Raw genomic sequence first — 18,166 nt, forward strand, 5'->3', positions numbered from 1 at the left:
CGCACCAGGTACCGGCCGAAGCCGTCGTCGCCGACGCGGGAGATCCAGGCCGTCGGCACCCCGAGTTGGGTCAGCACGGCCGCCACATTGGCCTCGGCGCCGCCCGCCCCGCGCTCGAAGACGGGGGAGTCCTCGAGTGGTCCCGGCTGGGCCACCAGCACGGCCAGTCCCTCGCCCACGGTCACCGCCCGCGGCCGGTTCGGCATAGGCCAGATCACACGAACTCCCTTCGAACCCTTGCGGCTTTCGGCCATCCCGTGCAGACTAACCACCACTTACGCATTACGCAACAAGCGTTGCAGAATATGCAATGCATAGCGGCTATCTCGCCGCCCGCCGCGAACCGTGAATACCGAAGGGAGTTCCGTGGCCATCGACTCCGACGCCGTCGCCGCGCTGGACGAGCGCAGGCTGGGTCCGGAACACAAGTCCCTCCCGCCCACCGCGTGGGGGCTGACCGTGCGCGAATACCTGGACACCGCACCGCATCTCGACGACCTCGCCACCCCGGTGCTGACCGTGGACGCCGCGGCCATGGAATCGAACCTCGCCGTCATGGCCGATTGGACCCGCGCCGCCGGGGTACGACTGGCCCCGCACGGCAAGACCACCATGGCCCCGCGCCTGTGGGAGCGGCAGCTCACCGCCGGAGCCTGGGGCATCACCCTGGCCACCGGCTGGCAGGCGCAGGTGGCCCGCGCCTTCGGCGTGGACCGCATCCTGCTGGCCAACGCCCTGGTCGATCCGGTCGCGCTGCACTGGGTGGCGGCGGAGCTGGCGACCCATCCGGATGTCGAATTCCTGTGCTGGGCCGACAGTATCGCCACCGTCGAACTCATGGACCGCGTCCTGGAGTCCGCGCCGCACACCGATCGGCTCACCGTCCTGGTCGAACTGGGCGGACCGCACGGGCGCACCGGGGCGCGTTCGGTGCGGGGCGGACTCGAGATCGCCGCGGCGATCAGCGCGTCGAAGCGGCTGCGCCTCGGCGGCGTCGGCGGGTACGAGGGCGCACTCGCCCACGACCGGACCGACGGCGCGCTGGCAGCGGTGCACCGCTACCTCGACGATCTGGCCCGACTGCACGGTGAGATCGCCGCGGCCGGACTGTATCCCGGCGCGGCGGTGATCACCGCGGGCGGCAGCGCCTACCCGGAACTGGTGGTCGACCACCTCGCCGGACTCGCGGACGAGGACGGCGCGCGCGGCGTCGCGACCACGGTGGTGTTGCGCTCGGGCGCGTACCTGATCCACGACGACGGCTTCTACGCCGGAATCTCCCCGCTCGGCGCGGGCCACGCCGAGCGTCCGCTGCGCTCGGCCATGCACGGGTGGGCGCGCACCGTCTCCCGGCCGGAACCGGAGTTGGCGCTGCTCGATGCCGGCAAGCGCGATCTCCCGTTCGATGAGGGGCTGCCGGTCCCGCAGCGCATCGCGGGACCGGCAGTGCGCGCACTGCCCGGCCGGGCACTGGTGTCGGCGCTCAACGACCAGCACGCCTTCCTGCGGCTGCCCGGCGGCGGCCCGGAGGACGTGCCGGTCGGCAGCGTGGTGCGGTTGGGACTGTCGCATCCCTGCACCGCCTTCGACAAATGGCGACTCATCCCCGTGATCGACGATGCCGATGCCGACCGGCCCCGCGTGGTCGATCTGCTGCACACCTTCTTATGAGAGGCGGCGACCGTGCATGAGTTGCTGATCAGCGATATCGACATCATCGACGGAACGGGTGCGCCGCGCTTTCGCGGCGACGTCCTGGTCGACGGCGGCCGCATCACCGCGCTCGCCGAGCCCGGCACCGTCGCCGGAGCCGACCGTGTGGTGCAGGGTGAATCCCTGGTGCTGGCACCGGGTTTCATCGACATGCATGCCCACTCGGATCTGCATCTGCTCACCGATCCGGGGCATTTCCCCAAGCTCAGCCAGGGGGTGACCACCGAGGTCATCGGCCAGGACGGGCTGTCCTACGCGCCCGTCGACGGCCGCACCCTCGACATCGTGCGCCGCCAGATCGCCGGGTGGAACGGTGATCCGGATCTCGACTTCGACTGGCGCACGGTGGGGGAGTATCTGGACCGGCTGGACCGGGGCATCACTCCCAATGCCGCCTACCTGGTGCCGCAGGGCACGCTGCGGCTGCTCGTCGTCGGCCCGGACCAGCGGGCCGCCACGGCGACCGAGATCGACCGCATGCGCGAACTGCTCGCGCGGAGCCTGGCCGAGGGTGCGGTCGGCATGTCCAGCGGCCTCACCTACCCGCCCGGAATGTACGCCGACACCGACGAATTGGCCGCCCTGTGCGAGGTGGTCGCGGACGCGGGCGGCTTCTACGCCCCGCACACCCGCTCCTACGGCAGGGGTGCGCTCGACGCCTACGCGGAGATGATCGGGCTGGCCCGGCGCACCGGCTGTGCGGTGCACCTCACCCACGCCACCATGAACTTCGGCGAGAACCGCGGGCGCGCACCGGAACTGCTCGCCATGATCGACGCGGCGCTGGCCGACGGCTGTGATATCAGCCTCGACACCTATCCGTATCTGCCCGGCTCCACCACGCTGTCGGCGCTGCTGCCGAGCTGGGTCATGTCGGGCGGGCCGGATGCGGCGCTGGCGCGCATCGCCGATCCGGTGCAGCGGGTGCGGATCGCCGCCGATGTCACCGTGCACGGCTCCGACGGCTGCCACGGCGTGACCGTCGACTGGGACACCATTCAGCTCAGCGGCGTGCGCGATCCCGCGCTCGGGCAGTACGTCGGCCGCACCGTCAGCGAGATCGCGGCCGACCGCGACCTGCCGCCGGTGGCGGTGTTCTTCGACCTGCTGACCCGAGACCAGTTGGGCACCACCATTCTTCAGCACGTCGGCCACGAGGAGAATGTGCGCGCCATCATGCGTCACGCCCGCCACATGGGCGGCAGCGACGGCTTGCTCGTCGGGGACCGGCCGCACCCCCGGGCGTGGGGCACCTTTCCGCGCTACCTCGGGCAGTACGTGCGCGAACTCGGGCACCTGGGACTGGAGGACTGCGTCAACCACCTCACCGGTCGGCCCGCCGAGCGGTTGCGACTGCGCGACCGCGGGCTCATCCGGGAGGGCTACGCCGCCGATCTGGTGATCTTCGATCCGGCGACCATCACCGACACCGCCACCTTCGAACAGCCGAAACAGCAGGCGCGCGGCATTTCCCACGTGCTCGTCAACGGCGTGTTCGCCCTCGACGACGGCGCACCCACCGGCGCGCTGGCCGGTCGCGCGCTGCGCATGGATTCCGAGCGGAAGGAGACCCGGTGACCACCGCCCTGGAGGTGATCCGCACCGACCGCGCGCTGACGGTGGTGCGGGCACCCGAGATCCCCGACCCGCTCGCGCTCGCGGAGGCCCTGGCCGGGGCCGGGATCCGAGCATTGGAACTCACCTTCACCACCCCCGACGTGCTGGACTGCCTGCGCAAGGCCGCCGCCTCGACGAGCGCGGTGGTGGGCGCGGGCACGGTGCTCACCTCCGAACAGGCCGAAGCCGCCATCGACAGCGGTGCGCACTTCCTGGTCACTCCCGGACTGCGCCCCGCCGTCGCCGATGTGGCGCTGCGGCGCGGTATCCCGGTCGTCATGGGCGCTTTCACGCCCAGCGAGGTCATGGCCGCGCTCGACCTGGGCGCGGCGGCGGTGAAGATCTTCCCCGCCCGCGCTCTCGGGCCGGGCTATCTCCGTGATCTGCGCGGTCCCTTCCCGGCGGTGGATCTCATTCCCTCCGGTGGCGTCAACGCGGCCAATGCCGCCGATTTCCTCGCGCACGGCGCGGTGGCCGTCACGGCCGGAACCGATGTCGTCGCACCCTCCGATGTCGCCGCGGGCCGCTGGTCCGCCATCGCCTCGCGCGCGGCCTCGTTCGTTCGATCCCTTGAAGTGAGGTAACCCATGGGCGCCACCGTCGACTGGCTGCGCACCACCACCCCCGGGCTGCTGGTGCTGTGCGGGCTCGCCATCGCCGTGCTGCTGCTCGCGATCATCCGGTTCAAACTCGAGCCGTTCATCGCCCTGCTGCTCACCGGCCTCGGCCTGGCCCTGGCCGCCGGACTGCCGGTCTCCACCATTGTCGGAACACCGTTGAAAGCCGGGGAATCCCTGCTGGAGACGGGATTCGGCGGCATTCTCGGGCATATCGCGGTCATCATCGGCCTCGGCACCGTGCTCGGCGCGATCCTGGAACGCTCCGGCGGCGCGGACGTGCTCACCGAGAAACTGCTGAAACTCTTCGGCGACCGGGGCGCTCCCATCGCCATGGGCCTGCTCGGCCTCATCTTCGGCATCCCCGTGTTCTTCGATGTGGGCATCTTCGTCCTCGCACCGCTGGTGTACGTGGCCGCCACACGCGGGGCTCGGTCGCTGGTGCTGTACGCCATGCCCATGCTGGCGGGCCTGTCCATGACGCACGCCTTCCTGCCGCCGCATCCGGGGCCGGTCGCCCTGGGCGGCCTGCTCGGGGTCAGCCTGGGCTGGCTCATTCTGATCGGATTCGTCTGCGGCATCCCGGGATTCATCGCGGCGGGCATCGTGTGGGGCGGCTGGATCGGCAAGCGCGTGCAGGTCGAGGTGCCCGCGGACTTCCTGGTGCGGCCGCGCCAGTCGGCCGCCGGGGAGGGGCCTGGTACCGCGACCGATCCGAAAACCGGTGTGCTGGAACAGAAAGCGCCCTCCGTCGCGCTCATCGGGGCCATTATCGCCGTACCGCTGCTGCTCATTCTGGGCGCGACCTTCGGCAGCCAGATTCTCGACGACGGCTCGCGTGCGCTGGCCGTGCTGACCTTCCTGGGCACGCCCGCCGTCGCACTGCTGGTCGCGGTGCTCATCGCCTTCTACGTGCTCGGCATCAGGCGTGGGTCCAGCGTGCAGGAACTGGGTGTGCTCACCGGAGAATCGCTGCGGCCCATCGGCATGCTGCTGCTGGTCGTCGGCGCGGGCGCGTTCTTCGGAAAGGTCATCTCCGCCACCGGAATCGGCGCGGCGCTGGCCGACACCATGTCCGCGGCCGGGCTGCCCGTCATCGTGCTGGCCTACCTGATCAGCTGCGGGCTGCGCATCGCGCAGGGATCGGCGACGGTGGCCATCGTCACCACCGGCGGCATCGTCGCCCCGCTGCTGGCCGACCAGGGATACTCGCAGTTGGCGCTGGCGCTCATCGCCATGGCCATCGCGGCGGGTTCCATCATCCTCAGCCACGTCAACGACGGCGGGTTCTGGATCATCGCCAAGTACTTCAACCTGACCGTCAAGCAGACGCTGCAGACCTGGACGGTGCTCGAGACGGTGCTGTCGGTGGTGAGTTTCGCGGTCGCGGGCCTGCTGTTCGCGCTCCTCGCCTGAGGCGTTCGACGGTGGTCGATGGCGGCGGGAACCAGAGCCCGCCGCTATTACTTCGCGCCGAATGTCCGATTCGGTGCGTAACCTGGCTCTATGACTGATGCCGGTGAACTCGCGAGAGCCCTCTCGGGCCTGTCCGATGCCGACCTGGCCGCCGCTGTGGCAGCCGCCACCGATGGTCGCGCCGCCCTGGGAGCACTGCACGAGGTGGCGGCCTCACTGGCCGCGACCACCGGTCATGTGCCGGTCGCGGTGGGTGTGAGTACGGACACCCAGATTGGCGCGAACTATCCACAGCCCGACGCGCCGGGTGCGTTCGGGCAGGTCGGGGCCGCTCCTGTGACCGCCGGCATACCGGAGCCGACGCCGGGTATCGAAGCGGTCGGGGGCTATTCGCCCGGCGGAGTCCCTACTTTCGAGTCAGTTCGCGATAAGGTCGAGCAGCGCTACGGCACCGCGCGGGGGATGGGCGAATTGGATCGGCAGACACCTGTGGGCCGCAGCGTCGCCGAACAGTGGGATGCGCGGGAGAAGGCCGCGCGGGAACGCCTCGAGCAGATCCGGAAATCGGTCCACGAACAGGACTCCGATCAGCCGTAGTCTGCGCGGGCGGTCCCGGATCAGCAGATGGGTGGAAGCCGATGACCGAGCCGCGTGAGATCGCAGAACGACTCCTGGACGCCCAGGTCGAATACCTTGTCGGAGAAGTGAGCGGCGACCGGTTCGCCGAGGTGGTCGCCCGGGATGTGGAAGCCGTACTCGGTGTCGCCGACACCATGGTCTTCCGCGAGGTCGTCGGCATCGACGAGGCCAAGCAAACCGTCGCCACCGTGATCAATCTGATCGGCGGCAGCCCCGTGCTGCGGGATGTGGTGAGCGTCTTCGCCGACTCCATCTACGACAATATCGCCGAGAACAACGAGTACACCCTCGGCGACGTGGTGGACCGCGAGCCCGTCGAACAGTTGCTGGAGAAGATCTTCGGCATGCACCAGGCGCAGGAGCGGATTCTGGAGCGGCTCACCGAGAGTCCGCTCATCGCCACGGTGGCCTCGAAGTTCGTGGACAAGCTGATCAACGACTTCATGGAGTCCAACCGGCAGATGGCGGGCAAGATCCCGGGCGTGGGATCGCTGGTGTCGCTGGGCACCTCGGCCGCCAAGCAGGCGCGCAAGGCCGCCGAGAAGGCCGCCGGCGACGGCACCTTCCTCGGCGAAATGGCCGGTAAGGGAGCGCAATTCGCGCTGAAGCGCACCAACAACGCGATTCGCGAGATGCTGCGTGACGCGCCCGTGCACGACGCCGCCATGGAATTCTGGGATCTGCACGCCGGGGAGCCGGTGAGCGGTCTGCGCGAATACCTCTCGCAGCAGGAACTGCGCGAACTGGCCGTGATCATCTACCAGATCGCGCTCACCACCCGCGAGAAGGAGTACTTCGGGCTGCTCGTCGACGAATGCGTGGACGTGTTCTTCACCAAGTACGGCGATCACACCCTCGCCGCCATGCTGCCCGAACTCGGACTCTCGGGCGAGGACATCGCCGGGGAGATCCTGCGCTACGGTCCGGCGGTCATCGAGCAGGCCAAGCGAAACGGTGTGCTGTCCAAGCTGATTCGCGAGCGGCTGGAGCCGTTCTTCCTGTCCGAGCGGGTGCTGGGCATCCTCGCCGACGCCTGACCGGAGTGCATCGGCTCACAGTCGCGGCCGCGCTATGAGGCCGCGCACGGACCGGAGCGCCCCCGGCGCACCGGTCCGCCCCTCGGGCACAGTGGAAACAGAGCCCGAGGAGGAAACATGGAACTGCCGATCACCGGCCGGAGCCTGTGCGTACTGTCGACGGAGCCACTGCTCGCCCTCGGCGTGGGCGAATACGAACTGCACATCGGCGGCGAACTCGCCGTGGAAACAGCCAACGGCATCGAACACTTCGTCGTGGGCGACCCGTCCCGCGACAACGGTGACCTGGTGGTCCTGCTCGACGGTGTGATCACCACGGCCACCGTCCCCGACTCCGGCGGCCTCCACCTCACCCTGGACACCGGCCGCACGGTGGTGATCGAGCCGGACCGGTACTTCGAGGCGTGGTCGCTCACGGGCCCGAACTACCTGGCCGTCTCCATGCCGGGCGGCGAACTCGCGGTCTGGTCCACCTGAACGACATTCGCACCGCTGGGTATGGAATCGGAGGCGTGGCAGGCGTCGCGACGTGACGAATCGACGTCCCCGAGACGCCGAGCGGTTTCCGCGCAGACCTCGGCGCTACTCCACGGGGTGCGGGCACAGCGGGGTCGGCTCGACCTGGAACGGTGCGCGGGGCGGATACCGCCCGCGCTTCGGCGGCCCGACCGACCTCATGCCGCGCGACTGAGCACCGCGATGGGGAACCGGCGCGGGCTCAGGGCCTGGTAGGTGGCGAAGTTGGGTAGCCGGCCACCAAAGTGCGCCAGTGTCGGTCGTACTCCGCCTGATCTTCGACCAGCCGCACCGCGACCGGCCAGGTCTCCGGTCCGACCTGTACCCGTGCCGTGCCCGCGGCCATGAGGTTCTTCCACCAGTTCGGCTCGCCCGGATTGCCGCCGTTGGAACCGCAGACCAGCAGGTCGTCGCCGTCGCGGATGAGCATGAGCATGACCGGGCGGGGTTCGCCGGACTTGCGGCCGGACACGGTCAGGCGGAAGACCGGTTTGCCCTCGAGGGTGGTGAAGCGGGAGCCGCCGAAACGGGTGTAGAGCCTGCCGTGCAGTCGCGCGTAGAACCGCGTCACCGGCCCGAGGCGGGTGCTCGCGAAGTGGTTGAACCGTCCGGACAGCCGGAGCGGGACGTCGGATTGCTTGTCTGCCATACCTGTTCCTCGTGCCGGTGGCGTTGACGAACCCACCCTACCGACTGCTTGGTAGTTCATCGGCGTCGGTCGCCTCGGCGGCGCCGCGCACCGCGGGCGGGCGGTGCTCGGGCCGACCGGGGCGTCGTCGCGGCAATCCCCTTGTCCGCCGTCTGTGATCTTGGGATGGTGGGAGGCGTGTTCACTGTGCCGCGCTACGGACAGGCATCGCTGTCCGATCTGTTCCCTTCACTCCTGGCCGGGTTGGGGATTCCGGGGGAGACCGACCGGCTCGGACTGGGATTGGACGCGCGGCGTGTGTGCGTCCTGCTGATCGACGGGTTGGGCTCCGAGCAGTTGGCCGAGCACGCCGATGTCGCGCCATTCCTGGCCAGCGCCGACCCCCGGAGCCTGACCGCCGGCTTCCCGACCACGACCACCACCAGCCTGACATCCCTGGGTGTCGGCGTGCCGCCGGGGGAGCACGGTCTGGTGGGGTACCTGCTGCGGGTGCCCGGACACGATCGGTTGATGACGCCGCTCAAGTGGGGCCTGTTCGGGGCCGGGCCGAAGGTCGATCTGCTGAAGGAACTGTCCCCCGAGGAATTCCAGCCCCGGGCGACGGTGTTCGAGCGGGCTGCGGCAGCCGGGGTCGCGGTCACCCAGGTCGGGCCGATATTCCAGGCCGGATCGGGATTGACCCGGGCGGCCTTCCGGGGCAGCGACTTCCGCTTCGACGTCTCCATGGGTGATCTGGTGGACGGCGCGCTCACCGCGCTGCGACAGGGCGACCGCTCCCTGGTCTACGCCTACCACGCCGACCTGGACACCACCGGCCACGTGCGCGGCCCGGGCTCACCGGCGTGGAGATTCGAGCTGACCAATGTCGATCGCGCCGCGCAGGCCATCGCCGAACGACTGCCCGCGGACGCCGCGCTGCTGGTCACCGCCGACCACGGCATGGTGGAGGTGGACGAGCGTATCGACTTCGACACCGATCCGGCCCTGGCCGACGGCGTCGGCGATCTGGGCGGCGAACCCCGCGCCCGCCACGTCTACACCCTGGACGGTGCGGCCCCGGATGTCGCCGCCGCCTGGTCCGAACTCCTCGGCGACCGGTTCGACGTGGTGCTGCGCGCGGATGCCATCCAGCGCGGGTGGTTCGGTCCGGCCATCACTCCGGAGAGCTACGACCGCATCGGCGATCTGGTCGTGGTGGCCCGCCAGCGCGCGGGAATCGTGCGATCGGCCGTCGAACCGCTGCAATCCGGCATGGTCGGCCATCACGGCTCGCTGACCTCCGCCGAAATGCATGTTCCGCTGCTGGTGTTCCGGCCCTGAACCGACCTCACGGGTCGGATCGGACACCCACGCGTGAATGAGCTTGCACGTTCGTGCATAATCATCACATGGTGGATACCTCGGGTGGGCCCACGGTACGGGTCGCGGTAGCCGGTGCGAGCGGATATGCGGGCGGGGAAGTGCTGCGCCTGCTGCTCGGGCATCCAGCCTACCGAGCCGGGCGCCTCGAGATCGGGGCGCTGACCGCGGGGTCGAACGCCGGTACGGCGCTGGGTGAACTGCAGCCGCATCTGCTGCCGCTGGCCGATCGGGTGCTCGCACCCACCACCGCCGACGAACTGGCGGGCCACGACGTCGTCTTCCTGGGACTGCCGCACGGCCAGTCGGCGGCGCTCGCGCAGCAGCTGCCGGAGTCGACCGTCGTCATCGACTGCGGGGCGGACTTCCGGCTCACCGACGCGGCGGCGTGGGAGAAGTACTACGGCAGCCCGCACGCGGGCAGCTGGCCCTACGGGCTGCCGGAACTGCCGGGCGGCCGTGCTGCCCTGAGCGGGGCGCGGCGCATCGCCGTCCCGGGCTGCTACCCGACCGTGGCGAGTCTGGCGCTGGCCCCGGCCGTGGCCGCCGGAATCATCGAACCGAGCGTGCACGTGGTCGCGGTGACCGGCACCTCGGGGGCGGGGCGCAAACTCGATGTGGGGCTGCTCGGATCCGAGGTGATGGGCTCAGCGCGGGCCTACAACATCGCGGGCGCGCACCGGCACACCCCGGAGATCGCGCAGAACCTGAAGGCCGCCGGGGGCGTCGACGTCACCGTCTCCTTCACCCCCATCCTCGCGCCCATGGCGCGCGGCATCCTGGCCACCTGCACCGCGCCGGTGCGGGTGGACGCCGCCGAGGCCCGCGCCGTGTACGAGAAAGCCTATGCCGACGAGCCTTTCGTGCACCTGCTGCCGGAAGGCCGCCTGCCGCAGACCGGTTCGGTGCTCGGCTCCAACGCCGTCACCCTCCAGGTCCAGGTGGACGCCGACGCCGGGGTGCTGGTGGTGGTCGGCGCGATCGACAACTTGACCAAGGGCACCGCGGGCGCCGCGGTGCAATCCATGAATCTGGCCGTCGGATTCGACGAGACCGCAGGACTTTCCACCGTAGGAGTGGCACCGTGACGACATTCGAGAACGGCAAGCTGGTTCGGACCCAGGGCGTCACCGCGCCGCTGGGCTTCCGCGCCGCCGGTATCGCCGCGGGCATCAAGGCCAGCGGCAAGCCGGATCTGGCACTCGTCTTCAGCGAAGGTCCCGAATACGCGGCGGCGGGCGTGTTCACCCGCAACAAGGTGAAGGCCGCGCCGGTGCTGTGGTCGCAGCAGGTGCTCACCGGTGGTCGGCTGCGCGCGGTCATCCTGAATTCCGGTGGCGCGAACGCGTGTACGGGTCCGGGCGGATTCCAGGACACCCACGCCACCGCCGAGGAACTCGCGAAAGCCTTGAGCAACTGGGGCACCGAGACCGGTGCGGGTGAGATCGCGGTCTGCTCCACGGGTCTCATCGGCGACCGGCTGCCCATGGACAAGCTGATTCCGGCCGTCACCGAGATCGTGCACGAGATGGGCGGCGGGCTCTCCGGCGGCGCGGAAGCCGCGCGGGCCATCATGACCACCGACACCGTGCCCAAGGAGGCCGCCTTCCACCACCGGGACAAGTGGAATGTGGGCGGCATGGCCAAGGGTGCGGGCATGCTCGCGCCGTCGCTGGCCACCATGCTGGTGGTGCTGACCACCGACGCCGTGGCCACCCCGGCCCAGTTGGACGAGGCGCTGCGCAAGGCCACCGGCCGCACCTTCGACCGCCTCGACGTGGACGGCTCCTGCTCCACCAACGACACCGTGCTGCTGCTCGCCAACGGTGCGAGCGAGGTCGCGCCGACGCAGGCGGAACTCGACGCCGCCGTGCTCGCGATCTGCGACGATCTCGCCGGCCAGCTCATGGCGGATGCCGAGGGCGTCACCAAGCGGGTGCTGGTCACCGTCACCGGGGCGGTGGATGAGGAGCAGGCGCTCACCGGTGCCCGCGCCATCGCCCGCGACAGCCTGGTCAAGACGGCGTTCTTCGGCTCGGATCCGAACTGGGGCCGGGTGCTGGCCGCGGTCGGCATCGCGCCGATCGACCTCGACCCCAACCTGATCTCGGTGTCCTTCAACGGTGCTCCGGTGTGCGTCAACGGCACCGGCGCTCCCGGCGCGCGCGAGGTGGACCTGTCCGGGGCGGACATCCACGTGGTCGTGGATCTCGGCCTGGGCGCGGGCGAGGCCACCATTCGCACCACGGACCTCTCGCACGGATACGTCGAAGAGAATTCGGCCTACAGCTCATGAACCCACTGCACGAACAACTCTCGGCGCTGGACAAGGCGCACGTCCTCGCCGACGCGCTGCCCTGGTTGCAGAAGTTCCACGACAAGATCGTGGTCGTCAAATACGGCGGCAACGCCATGGTCGATGACGAACTCAAACGCGCCTTCGCCGCCGATATGGCGTTCCTGCGCACCGTCGGCGTACATCCGGTGGTGGTGCACGGCGGCGGCCCGCAGATCAGCGCCATGCTGACCAAACTCGGACTGCAGGGCGAGTTCCGGGGCGGTTTCCGGGTCACCACACCCGAGGTGATGGATGTCGTGCGCATGGTGCTCTTCGGTCAGGTGGGCCGGGAACTGGTGGGGCTCATCAATGCCCACGGCCCGTACGCCGTCGGCATCTCCGGTGAGGACGCCCACCTGTTCACCGCCACCCGCCGCACCGTCGACGTGGATGGCATCGCCACCGATATCGGCCTGGTCGGCGACGTCACCTCCGTCAATCCCGATGCGGTGCTGGATCTCATCGGTGCGGGCCGAATTCCGGTGGTGTCCACGATCGCGCCCGATGCCGACGGCGTGGTGCACAACATCAATGCCGACACCGCCGCGGCGGCGCTCGCGCAGGGTATCGGCGCGGAGAAACTCGTGGTGCTCACCGATGTCGAAGGGCTGTACACCGACTGGCCCGACCGGTCGTCGTTGACCAGCCGGATCGATACCGCCGAACTCGAGAAGTTGCTGCCGCGCCTCGACGCGGGCATGGTGCCCAAGATGGAAGCCTGCCTGCGCGCCGTGCTCGGCGGGGTGCCGACCGCGCACGTGATCGACGGTCGGGTGCCGCATTCGGTGCTGCTGGAACTATTCACGGGGGAGGGCATCGGCACGATGGTCACCCCGGCTCAGGAGTATGTATGACCAACACGGCCGACCTGCAGCAGCGGTGGTCCACCCTGCTGATGAACAACTACGGCACCCCGAAGGTCGCGCTGGTGCGCGGCGCGGGCGCGGTGGTGTACGACGCCGACGGCAAGCGCTACGTGGACTTCCTCGGCGGTATCGCCGTCAACAGCCTGGGGCACGCGCATCCGGCGATTCTGGAGGCGGTCACCCAACAGTTGGGCACCCTCGGTCACACCTCGAATCTGTATGCGAGCGAACCGGTCCTGGAACTCGCCGAGCGATTGTTGGCACACTTCGGTGACGGGCACGGTCGGGCGTTCTTCTGCAATTCCGGCACCGAGGCCAACGAGGCGGCGTTCAAGATCTCGCGGTTGACCGGTCGGACGAAGATCGTCGCCTGCGAGGAGGCGTTCCACGGACGCACCATGGGCGCGCTGGCGTTGACGGGTCAACCGTCGAAGCGGGCTCCGTTCGAGCCGATGCCGCCCGGTGTGGTGCACGTACCCTACGGCGACGCCGAGGCACTGGCGGCGGCGGTGGACGATCGGACCGCGGCGGTGTTCATCGAGCCCATCATGGGCGAGAGCGGTGTCGTGGTGCCCCCGGCCGACTATCTCGCGCGGGCCCGCGCCATCACCAAACAGCATGGGGCGCTGCTGATCCTGGACGAGGTGCAGACCGGGATCGGGCGCACCGGCCACTTCTACGCGCATCAGGCCGCGGGCATCGTGCCCGATGTGATCACCCTGGCCAAGGGGCTCGGCGGCGGACTGCCGATCGGCGCGGTGCTGGCGCAGGGCGCGGCGGCGGAACTGCTCACGCCCGGCCTGCACGGCACCACCTTCGGCGGCAATCCGGTATGCGCCGCGGCGGCGCTGGCGGTGCTGCGCACCATCGACGAGCAGGATCTGCTCACCCATGTGGAGACGCTCGGCAAGACACTGATCGACGGCATCGACGCCCTCGACCACCCGCTGGTGGACCATGTGCGCGGGGCGGGGCTGCTCATCGGCATCCAACTCACCGACGCGGTGGCGGCGCAGGTCGACGAGGCCGCCCGCGACGCCGGATATCTCATCAATCCCGCCAAACCGAACGTGATTCGGCTCGCGCCGCCGCTGGTGCTCACCGAAACCCAGGCCGATAATTTCCTGTCCGACCTGCCCGGCATTCTCGACGCCGCGCAGGCCAAGGCGAAGGGGACCCCACAGTGACCATCCGGCATTTCCTGCGCGACGACGACGTCACGCCCGCCGAACAGGCCGAAATCCTCGCTCTCGCCGCGGAACTGAAGCAGCACCCGCAGGGCCGCAAGCCGCTGGCCGGGCCGCGCGGGGTGGCGGTGATGTTCGAGAAGAACTCCACCCGCACCCGGTTCTCCTTCGAGATGGGTATCGCACAGCTGGGCGGGCACGCCGTCGTGGTGGACGGCCGCGACACCCAGCTGGGCCGTGAGGAAACCCTCGCCGACACCGGGCGGGTGCTCTCCCGCTACGTGGAAACCATCGTCTGGCGCACCTTCGAACAGGCCCGCCTGGACGAGATGGCCGCGGCCGCGACGGTTCCCGTCGTGAACGCGCTGTCCAACGAGTTCCACCCGTGCCAGGTGCTGGCGGACCTCCAGACGCTGAAGGAGCGCAAGGGCGACCTGTCCGGGCGCAACCTCACCTACCTCGGCGACGGCGCGAACAATATGGCGCACTCGCTGCTGCTCGGCGGCGTCACGGCCGGACTGAACGTCACCATCGCCGCCCCCGAGGGTTTCGAGCCGCTGCCGTGGATCGTCGAATCGGCGCGGGCGCGCGCCGCCGAGACCGGAGCCAAGATCGCCCTCACCAACGACCCCCTCGCCGCGGCCGAGGGCGCGGACGCCCTGGTCACCGACACCTGGATGTCCATGGGCCAGGAGAACGACGGCCGCGACCGCGTCGCCCCGTTCCGGCCCTTCCAGGTCAACGCCGACCTGCTCTCCCGTGCCGCACCGGATGTCACCGTCCTGCACTGCCTTCCGGCGCATCGCGGTGAGGAGATCACCGACGAGGTGATCGACGGTCCGCACAGCGCGGTCTGGGACGAGGCCGAGAACCGCTTGCACGCCCAGAAGGCGCTGCTGGTGTGGCTGCTGGAGAAATTCGAGGGCGGTGCGCGGTGAGCGGTGAGCGACGTTCGGCCGCACCCACCCGTTCGGGTGCGGCCATCGCGCGAACACGAGCGGGACGCCAGGCCCGCATCATCGCCATCCTGACCCAGCACGAGGTGCGCAGCCAGACCGAACTGGCCACCCTGCTCGCGGCCGAAGGCATCGAGACGACCCAGGCCACGCTGTCCCGTGACCTCGACGAACTCGGTGCGGTGAAACTGCGTGCCGCAGACGGCGGGGCGGGGGTGTACGTCGTTCCCGAGGACGGCAGTCCCGTGCGCGGGGTGACCGGCGGAACCGAGCGATTGTCCAAGCTCCTCGGCGACCTGCTGGTCTCCACCGACGCCAGCGGCAATATCGCCGTGCTGCGGACACCGCCGGGTGCGGCGCATTTTCTCGCCAGTGCGCTGGATCGGGCCGCACTGCCGGAGATCGTGGGAACGATCGCGGGTGATGACACCATCGCCGTCATCGCCCGGGAGCCGATGAGCGGGGCCGAATTGGCCGCCAAGATCGAGCAATTGGCCTGAAACCGGCGCTGATGCGGCGGCGCGCCCCGGCGTTCGATCTACGGTGGTCCCATGCCTCTGGATTACGACCGCTACACCATGGAGATCATCACCCAGACCGACCACCTCCGCACCGCCATCGAGAACGCAGATCTGACCACCCCGGTCCCCACCTGCCCGGAGTGGAATCTCGGCCAGCTCGCCCGCCATGTCGGCGGCGGCCAGTGCTGGGCGGCCGCCGCCGTGCAGCGCCGGGTGCAGGAGCCGCTGCCGGAGGACGAGTTCCAGTTCCGGGAGCTGTCGGCATTCGTCGACGAGAAGTCCGCCGATATCGATCCGTGGCTGGGCGAGACGTCGGCTCGGCTGTCCGGCGCGCTGGCCGCGGCGGGCGAGGGGCTGCCGCTGTGGACTCCGGTGCCGGGCGTGCGGTCCAGCGATTTCTATGCGCGTCGGTTCACTCATGAGGCACTCGTGCATCGCGCCGACGCCACCCTCGCGATCGGCGCGGAGTTCGCGGTGGAGCCGGATCTCGCGGCCGACGCCATCGACGAATGGTTGGAGCTGTGCTCGTTGCCCGATCTGCTCGAGCAACGCCCGCGAGTCCGTGAACTGTTCGGCCCGGGCCGCACCCTGCACCTGCACGCCACCGATGTGCCGGAGGAGCTGGAAGCCGAATGGGTGATCGACCTGACCGGTGCGGGCATCACCTGGCGGCGGGCGCACGAGCGCTGCGCGGTGGCGGTGCGGGGGCCGCTGACCGAACTGCTGCTCGTCATCTACCGGCGTCGCACGCCGGAATCGGCCGCGATCGAGGTCCTCGGTGACGGTGAGCTGTTCACCGGCTGGCTCGACCGCGTCGCCTTCGGGTGAGGGGACCGCGAGCCAACGCGCTACCCTGGACCGACATGGACCCCAACCTGTTGTCGGTGTACACCGGTCTGGCCGTGGGATTGGTCGTGGATACTCTCTACGGCATCGTCAGTGGACTGTCCTCCGTCCTACCCCGCTGAGCGTGTCCGTGCCCACCGAACTGCTCGATGATCTCGGTGCGCCGGTTCCGCTGCGGCGGCCGGTGCGGCGCGTGGTGTCGCTGGTCCCCTCCTTGACCGAGGCGATCGCGGTCACCTGCCCGGATCTGCTGGTGGGCGCTACCGATTGGTGTACGCATCCGTCCGATCTGCCGGTCGAGCGCGTCCGGGGCACCAAGAACCCGAACGTGCGTCGAATCGGCGTGATCGCACCGGATGTGGTGGTGTGCAATCAGGAGGAGAACCGGCGCATCGACGTCGAGCGTTTGCGGGATATGGGAATCGCGGTGTGGGTGACCAGGATTCGGACGCTGGAGGAGGCATTCTCGTCCCTGGAACGGCTTTTCGGACTGCTGCTCGACGCCGGAAATCCGGAATGGCTGGTGCGCGCACGCGCGCAATGGTCGCCGCCGCCACCGGAAACGCTGCGCGACGCGGTGATTCCGGTGTGGCGTGATCCCTGGATGGTCGTCGGGCGCGACACCTTCACCGGCGATCTCGCCCGGCGGCTGGGGCTGCGACTCGTGCACGCGGATCGGCCGGAGCGCTATCCCACCCTATCGGAGCGCGAGCTCACCGCCGGTGTCGAACTCGCCGTACTTCCCGACGAGCCGTACGTGTTCACCGAAATCGATGGGCCGGAGGCATTTCCGGGTATCCCGGTGGCCCTGGTGGAGGGGCGCGCCCTCACCTGGTACGGCCCCTCGCTCGCCACCGCGCGGCAGCGGCTCGACGAGCGGTTGGCGCAGGCGTTTCGGGTCTGATCAGGCCCCGATGGCGCGGGCCAGATGCGGCCAGGAGTCGTGCAGGTCCGTCTGGAACTGGCCCCAGGTGTGGGATCCGGCGGAGCGATCGACGTGGATCGGTGTCATTCCCTGCCGTGACAGGTGCGCGGCGAACGCCGCGGTGCACGAACTGGCGATGGCCTCGACGACGGGGGAGGGCAGGCCGTTGCGGTCGATGACACCGGGCACGCCGGACGCGGCCGACAGGTAGACCGTCTTACCGCGCAATCGCTCCGCGTGCAGATATGGATCATGGGCACGCCACACCTCGCCGCCGGGCACACCCCACATATTCGCCGGATTGCCGCCCCCGCGCAGCACCACCGCACCGGCCATCGCCACCCCGGCGGCGTCGGAGGTCCACGGGCAACCGCTGTAGGAGGCGACCGCGCTGTACCGGTCACCGGCCTGGATGGCCAGGTCGATCGCCGAGCCCGCGCTCATGGACACCCCGGCGATGGCATTGCGGCCACTCGTCGCGAACCGGGTGTCGACCGCGGCCGGCAACTCGCTGGTGAGATACGTCTGCCACTTGTTGCGCCCCGTGATGGGGTCGTCGGCGATCCAATCGGTGTACAGGGTGAACGCGCCCCCGATCGGCATCACCACATTCACGTTCTTGTCGGCGAAGAATTCCCTGACATCGGTGTCGTCCCACCAGGAGATCCCGTCCTGACCGCCACCCGCGCCGGTGAGCAGGTACAGCGTCGGAGCACCGGCGTGCGCGGCGGAAATCACCCGATTGGAGACGACGCGGTCCATGGCGGGGGAGTACACGTCCAGCACCGTGGTCTCGGCCAGCTCCGGAGCCGCTGCGGCGGGCCGGACGGCGACCACGGTCGCGGCGACCATACACACCAGCAGCAACCAGATTCTCGAAGCACTCACCCTTCCGTTGTACCAACCGCCGCAATGGAACTTCCAGGGCTCATGGTGCCTGCGGCCGCGGTGCTTCGTGCCGTGT

General features: G+C 69.5%; 19 protein-coding genes. 16 read left to right on the forward strand and 3 right to left on the reverse strand.

Annotated features, from left to right (window positions below):
• A partial coding sequence (locus tag QK444_RS02230; RefSeq protein ID WP_282776537.1) for a PfkB family carbohydrate kinase occupies window positions 1-206 on the reverse strand: 206 nt, incomplete at its 3' end.
• Window positions 207-366: 160 nt separating this feature from the next.
• Between QK444_RS02230 and QK444_RS02235 the strand changes: the two genes are divergently transcribed.
• The 7 genes from QK444_RS02235 to QK444_RS02265 all read left to right on the forward strand — a co-directional run bounded on the left by QK444_RS02235 (window position 367) and on the right by QK444_RS02265 (window position 7,516).
• Window positions 367-1,671 (forward strand): amino acid deaminase, encoded by a 1,305-nt coding sequence (locus QK444_RS02235; protein WP_282776539.1) that lies wholly within the window; start codon window positions 367-369, stop codon window positions 1,669-1,671.
• A 12-nt stretch (window positions 1,672-1,683) separates the two neighbouring features.
• Window positions 1,684-3,291, forward strand: a complete 1,608-nt coding sequence (locus QK444_RS02240) for a D-aminoacylase (RefSeq protein WP_282776541.1) — start codon at window positions 1,684-1,686, stop codon at window positions 3,289-3,291.
• Complete coding sequence (locus tag QK444_RS02245) at window positions 3,288-3,914, forward strand: bifunctional 4-hydroxy-2-oxoglutarate aldolase/2-dehydro-3-deoxy-phosphogluconate aldolase (RefSeq protein ID WP_282776543.1); 627 nt, start codon at window positions 3,288-3,290, stop codon at window positions 3,912-3,914. The genes QK444_RS02240 and QK444_RS02245 overlap by 4 nt, the downstream gene beginning before the upstream one ends.
• A gap of 3 nt (window positions 3,915-3,917) precedes the next feature.
• Window positions 3,918-5,363, forward strand: coding sequence for a gluconate:H+ symporter (locus QK444_RS02250; protein WP_282776545.1), 1,446 nt, complete (start codon window positions 3,918-3,920; stop codon window positions 5,361-5,363).
• A 90-nt stretch (window positions 5,364-5,453) separates the two neighbouring features.
• Window positions 5,454-5,960 (forward strand): hypothetical protein, encoded by a 507-nt coding sequence (locus tag QK444_RS02255; RefSeq protein WP_282776547.1) that lies wholly within the window; start codon window positions 5,454-5,456, stop codon window positions 5,958-5,960.
• A 41-nt stretch (window positions 5,961-6,001) separates the two neighbouring features.
• Window positions 6,002-7,039: a hypothetical protein gene (locus QK444_RS02260; protein ID WP_282776549.1), complete on the forward strand. Its 1,038-nt coding sequence runs from the start codon at window positions 6,002-6,004 to the stop codon at window positions 7,037-7,039.
• 117 nt (window positions 7,040-7,156) lie between these two features.
• Complete coding sequence (locus tag QK444_RS02265) at window positions 7,157-7,516, forward strand: DUF6188 family protein (protein ID WP_282776550.1); 360 nt, start codon at window positions 7,157-7,159, stop codon at window positions 7,514-7,516.
• A gap of 241 nt (window positions 7,517-7,757) precedes the next feature.
• On the opposite strand, the gene QK444_RS02270 is transcribed toward QK444_RS02265, so the two are convergent.
• Window positions 7,758-8,204, reverse strand: a complete 447-nt coding sequence (locus QK444_RS02270) for a nitroreductase family deazaflavin-dependent oxidoreductase (RefSeq protein WP_282776551.1) — start codon at window positions 8,202-8,204, stop codon at window positions 7,758-7,760.
• Window positions 8,205-8,381: 177 nt separating this feature from the next.
• Between QK444_RS02270 and QK444_RS02275 the strand changes: the two genes are divergently transcribed.
• The 9 genes from QK444_RS02275 (at window position 8,382) to QK444_RS02315 (ending at window position 17,181) form a co-directional block, all read left to right on the forward strand.
• A complete protein-coding gene (locus QK444_RS02275) occupies window positions 8,382-9,524 on the forward strand; it encodes an alkaline phosphatase family protein (protein ID WP_282776553.1) in 1,143 nt (380 codons plus the stop codon).
• 68 nt (window positions 9,525-9,592) lie between these two features.
• On the forward strand, window positions 9,593-10,651 hold the full coding sequence (gene argC, locus QK444_RS02280; protein WP_029928911.1) for an N-acetyl-gamma-glutamyl-phosphate reductase: 1,059 nt from the start codon (window positions 9,593-9,595) through the stop codon (window positions 10,649-10,651).
• Complete coding sequence (gene argJ, locus QK444_RS02285; RefSeq protein ID WP_282776556.1) at window positions 10,648-11,859, forward strand: bifunctional glutamate N-acetyltransferase/amino-acid acetyltransferase ArgJ; 1,212 nt, start codon at window positions 10,648-10,650, stop codon at window positions 11,857-11,859. Before argC ends, argJ begins: the two co-directional genes overlap by 4 nt.
• Window positions 11,856-12,755 (forward strand): acetylglutamate kinase, encoded by a 900-nt coding sequence (gene argB / locus QK444_RS02290; RefSeq protein ID WP_029928907.1) that lies wholly within the window; start codon window positions 11,856-11,858, stop codon window positions 12,753-12,755. The genes argJ and argB overlap by 4 nt, the downstream gene beginning before the upstream one ends.
• Window positions 12,752-13,954: an acetylornithine transaminase gene (locus QK444_RS02295; RefSeq protein ID WP_282776559.1), complete on the forward strand. Its 1,203-nt coding sequence runs from the start codon at window positions 12,752-12,754 to the stop codon at window positions 13,952-13,954. The genes argB and QK444_RS02295 overlap by 4 nt, the downstream gene beginning before the upstream one ends.
• The gene (gene argF / locus QK444_RS02300; RefSeq protein ID WP_282776561.1) at window positions 13,951-14,892 is read left to right on the forward strand and encodes an ornithine carbamoyltransferase; all 942 of its coding nucleotides are present in this window, start codon (window positions 13,951-13,953) and stop codon (window positions 14,890-14,892) included. The genes QK444_RS02295 and argF overlap by 4 nt, the downstream gene beginning before the upstream one ends.
• Entirely contained in the window at window positions 14,889-15,410 is a 522-nt protein-coding gene (locus QK444_RS02305; RefSeq protein WP_282776563.1) for an arginine repressor, read from the forward strand. The genes argF and QK444_RS02305 overlap by 4 nt, the downstream gene beginning before the upstream one ends.
• A gap of 51 nt (window positions 15,411-15,461) precedes the next feature.
• Window positions 15,462-16,259 carry a maleylpyruvate isomerase family mycothiol-dependent enzyme gene (locus tag QK444_RS02310; protein ID WP_282776565.1) on the forward strand — a complete coding sequence of 266 codons (798 nt, stop codon included), beginning with the start codon at window positions 15,462-15,464 and terminating at the stop codon, window positions 16,257-16,259.
• Window positions 16,260-16,401: 142 nt separating this feature from the next.
• Window positions 16,402-17,181: a helical backbone metal receptor gene (locus QK444_RS02315; protein ID WP_306358247.1), complete on the forward strand. Its 780-nt coding sequence runs from the start codon at window positions 16,402-16,404 to the stop codon at window positions 17,179-17,181.
• Here the strand turns inward: QK444_RS02315 and QK444_RS02320 are convergent, their stop codons facing one another.
• Window positions 17,182-18,090, reverse strand: a complete 909-nt coding sequence (locus QK444_RS02320; RefSeq protein ID WP_282776567.1) for an alpha/beta hydrolase family protein — start codon at window positions 18,088-18,090, stop codon at window positions 17,182-17,184.
• Between the last annotated feature and the right edge of the window lie 76 nt (window positions 18,091-18,166).

Origin of the sequence: Nocardia sp. CC201C, assembly GCF_030010695.1 — a bacterium.
Classification (GTDB): Bacteria; Actinomycetota; Actinomycetes; order Mycobacteriales; family Mycobacteriaceae; genus Nocardia; species Nocardia otitidiscaviarum.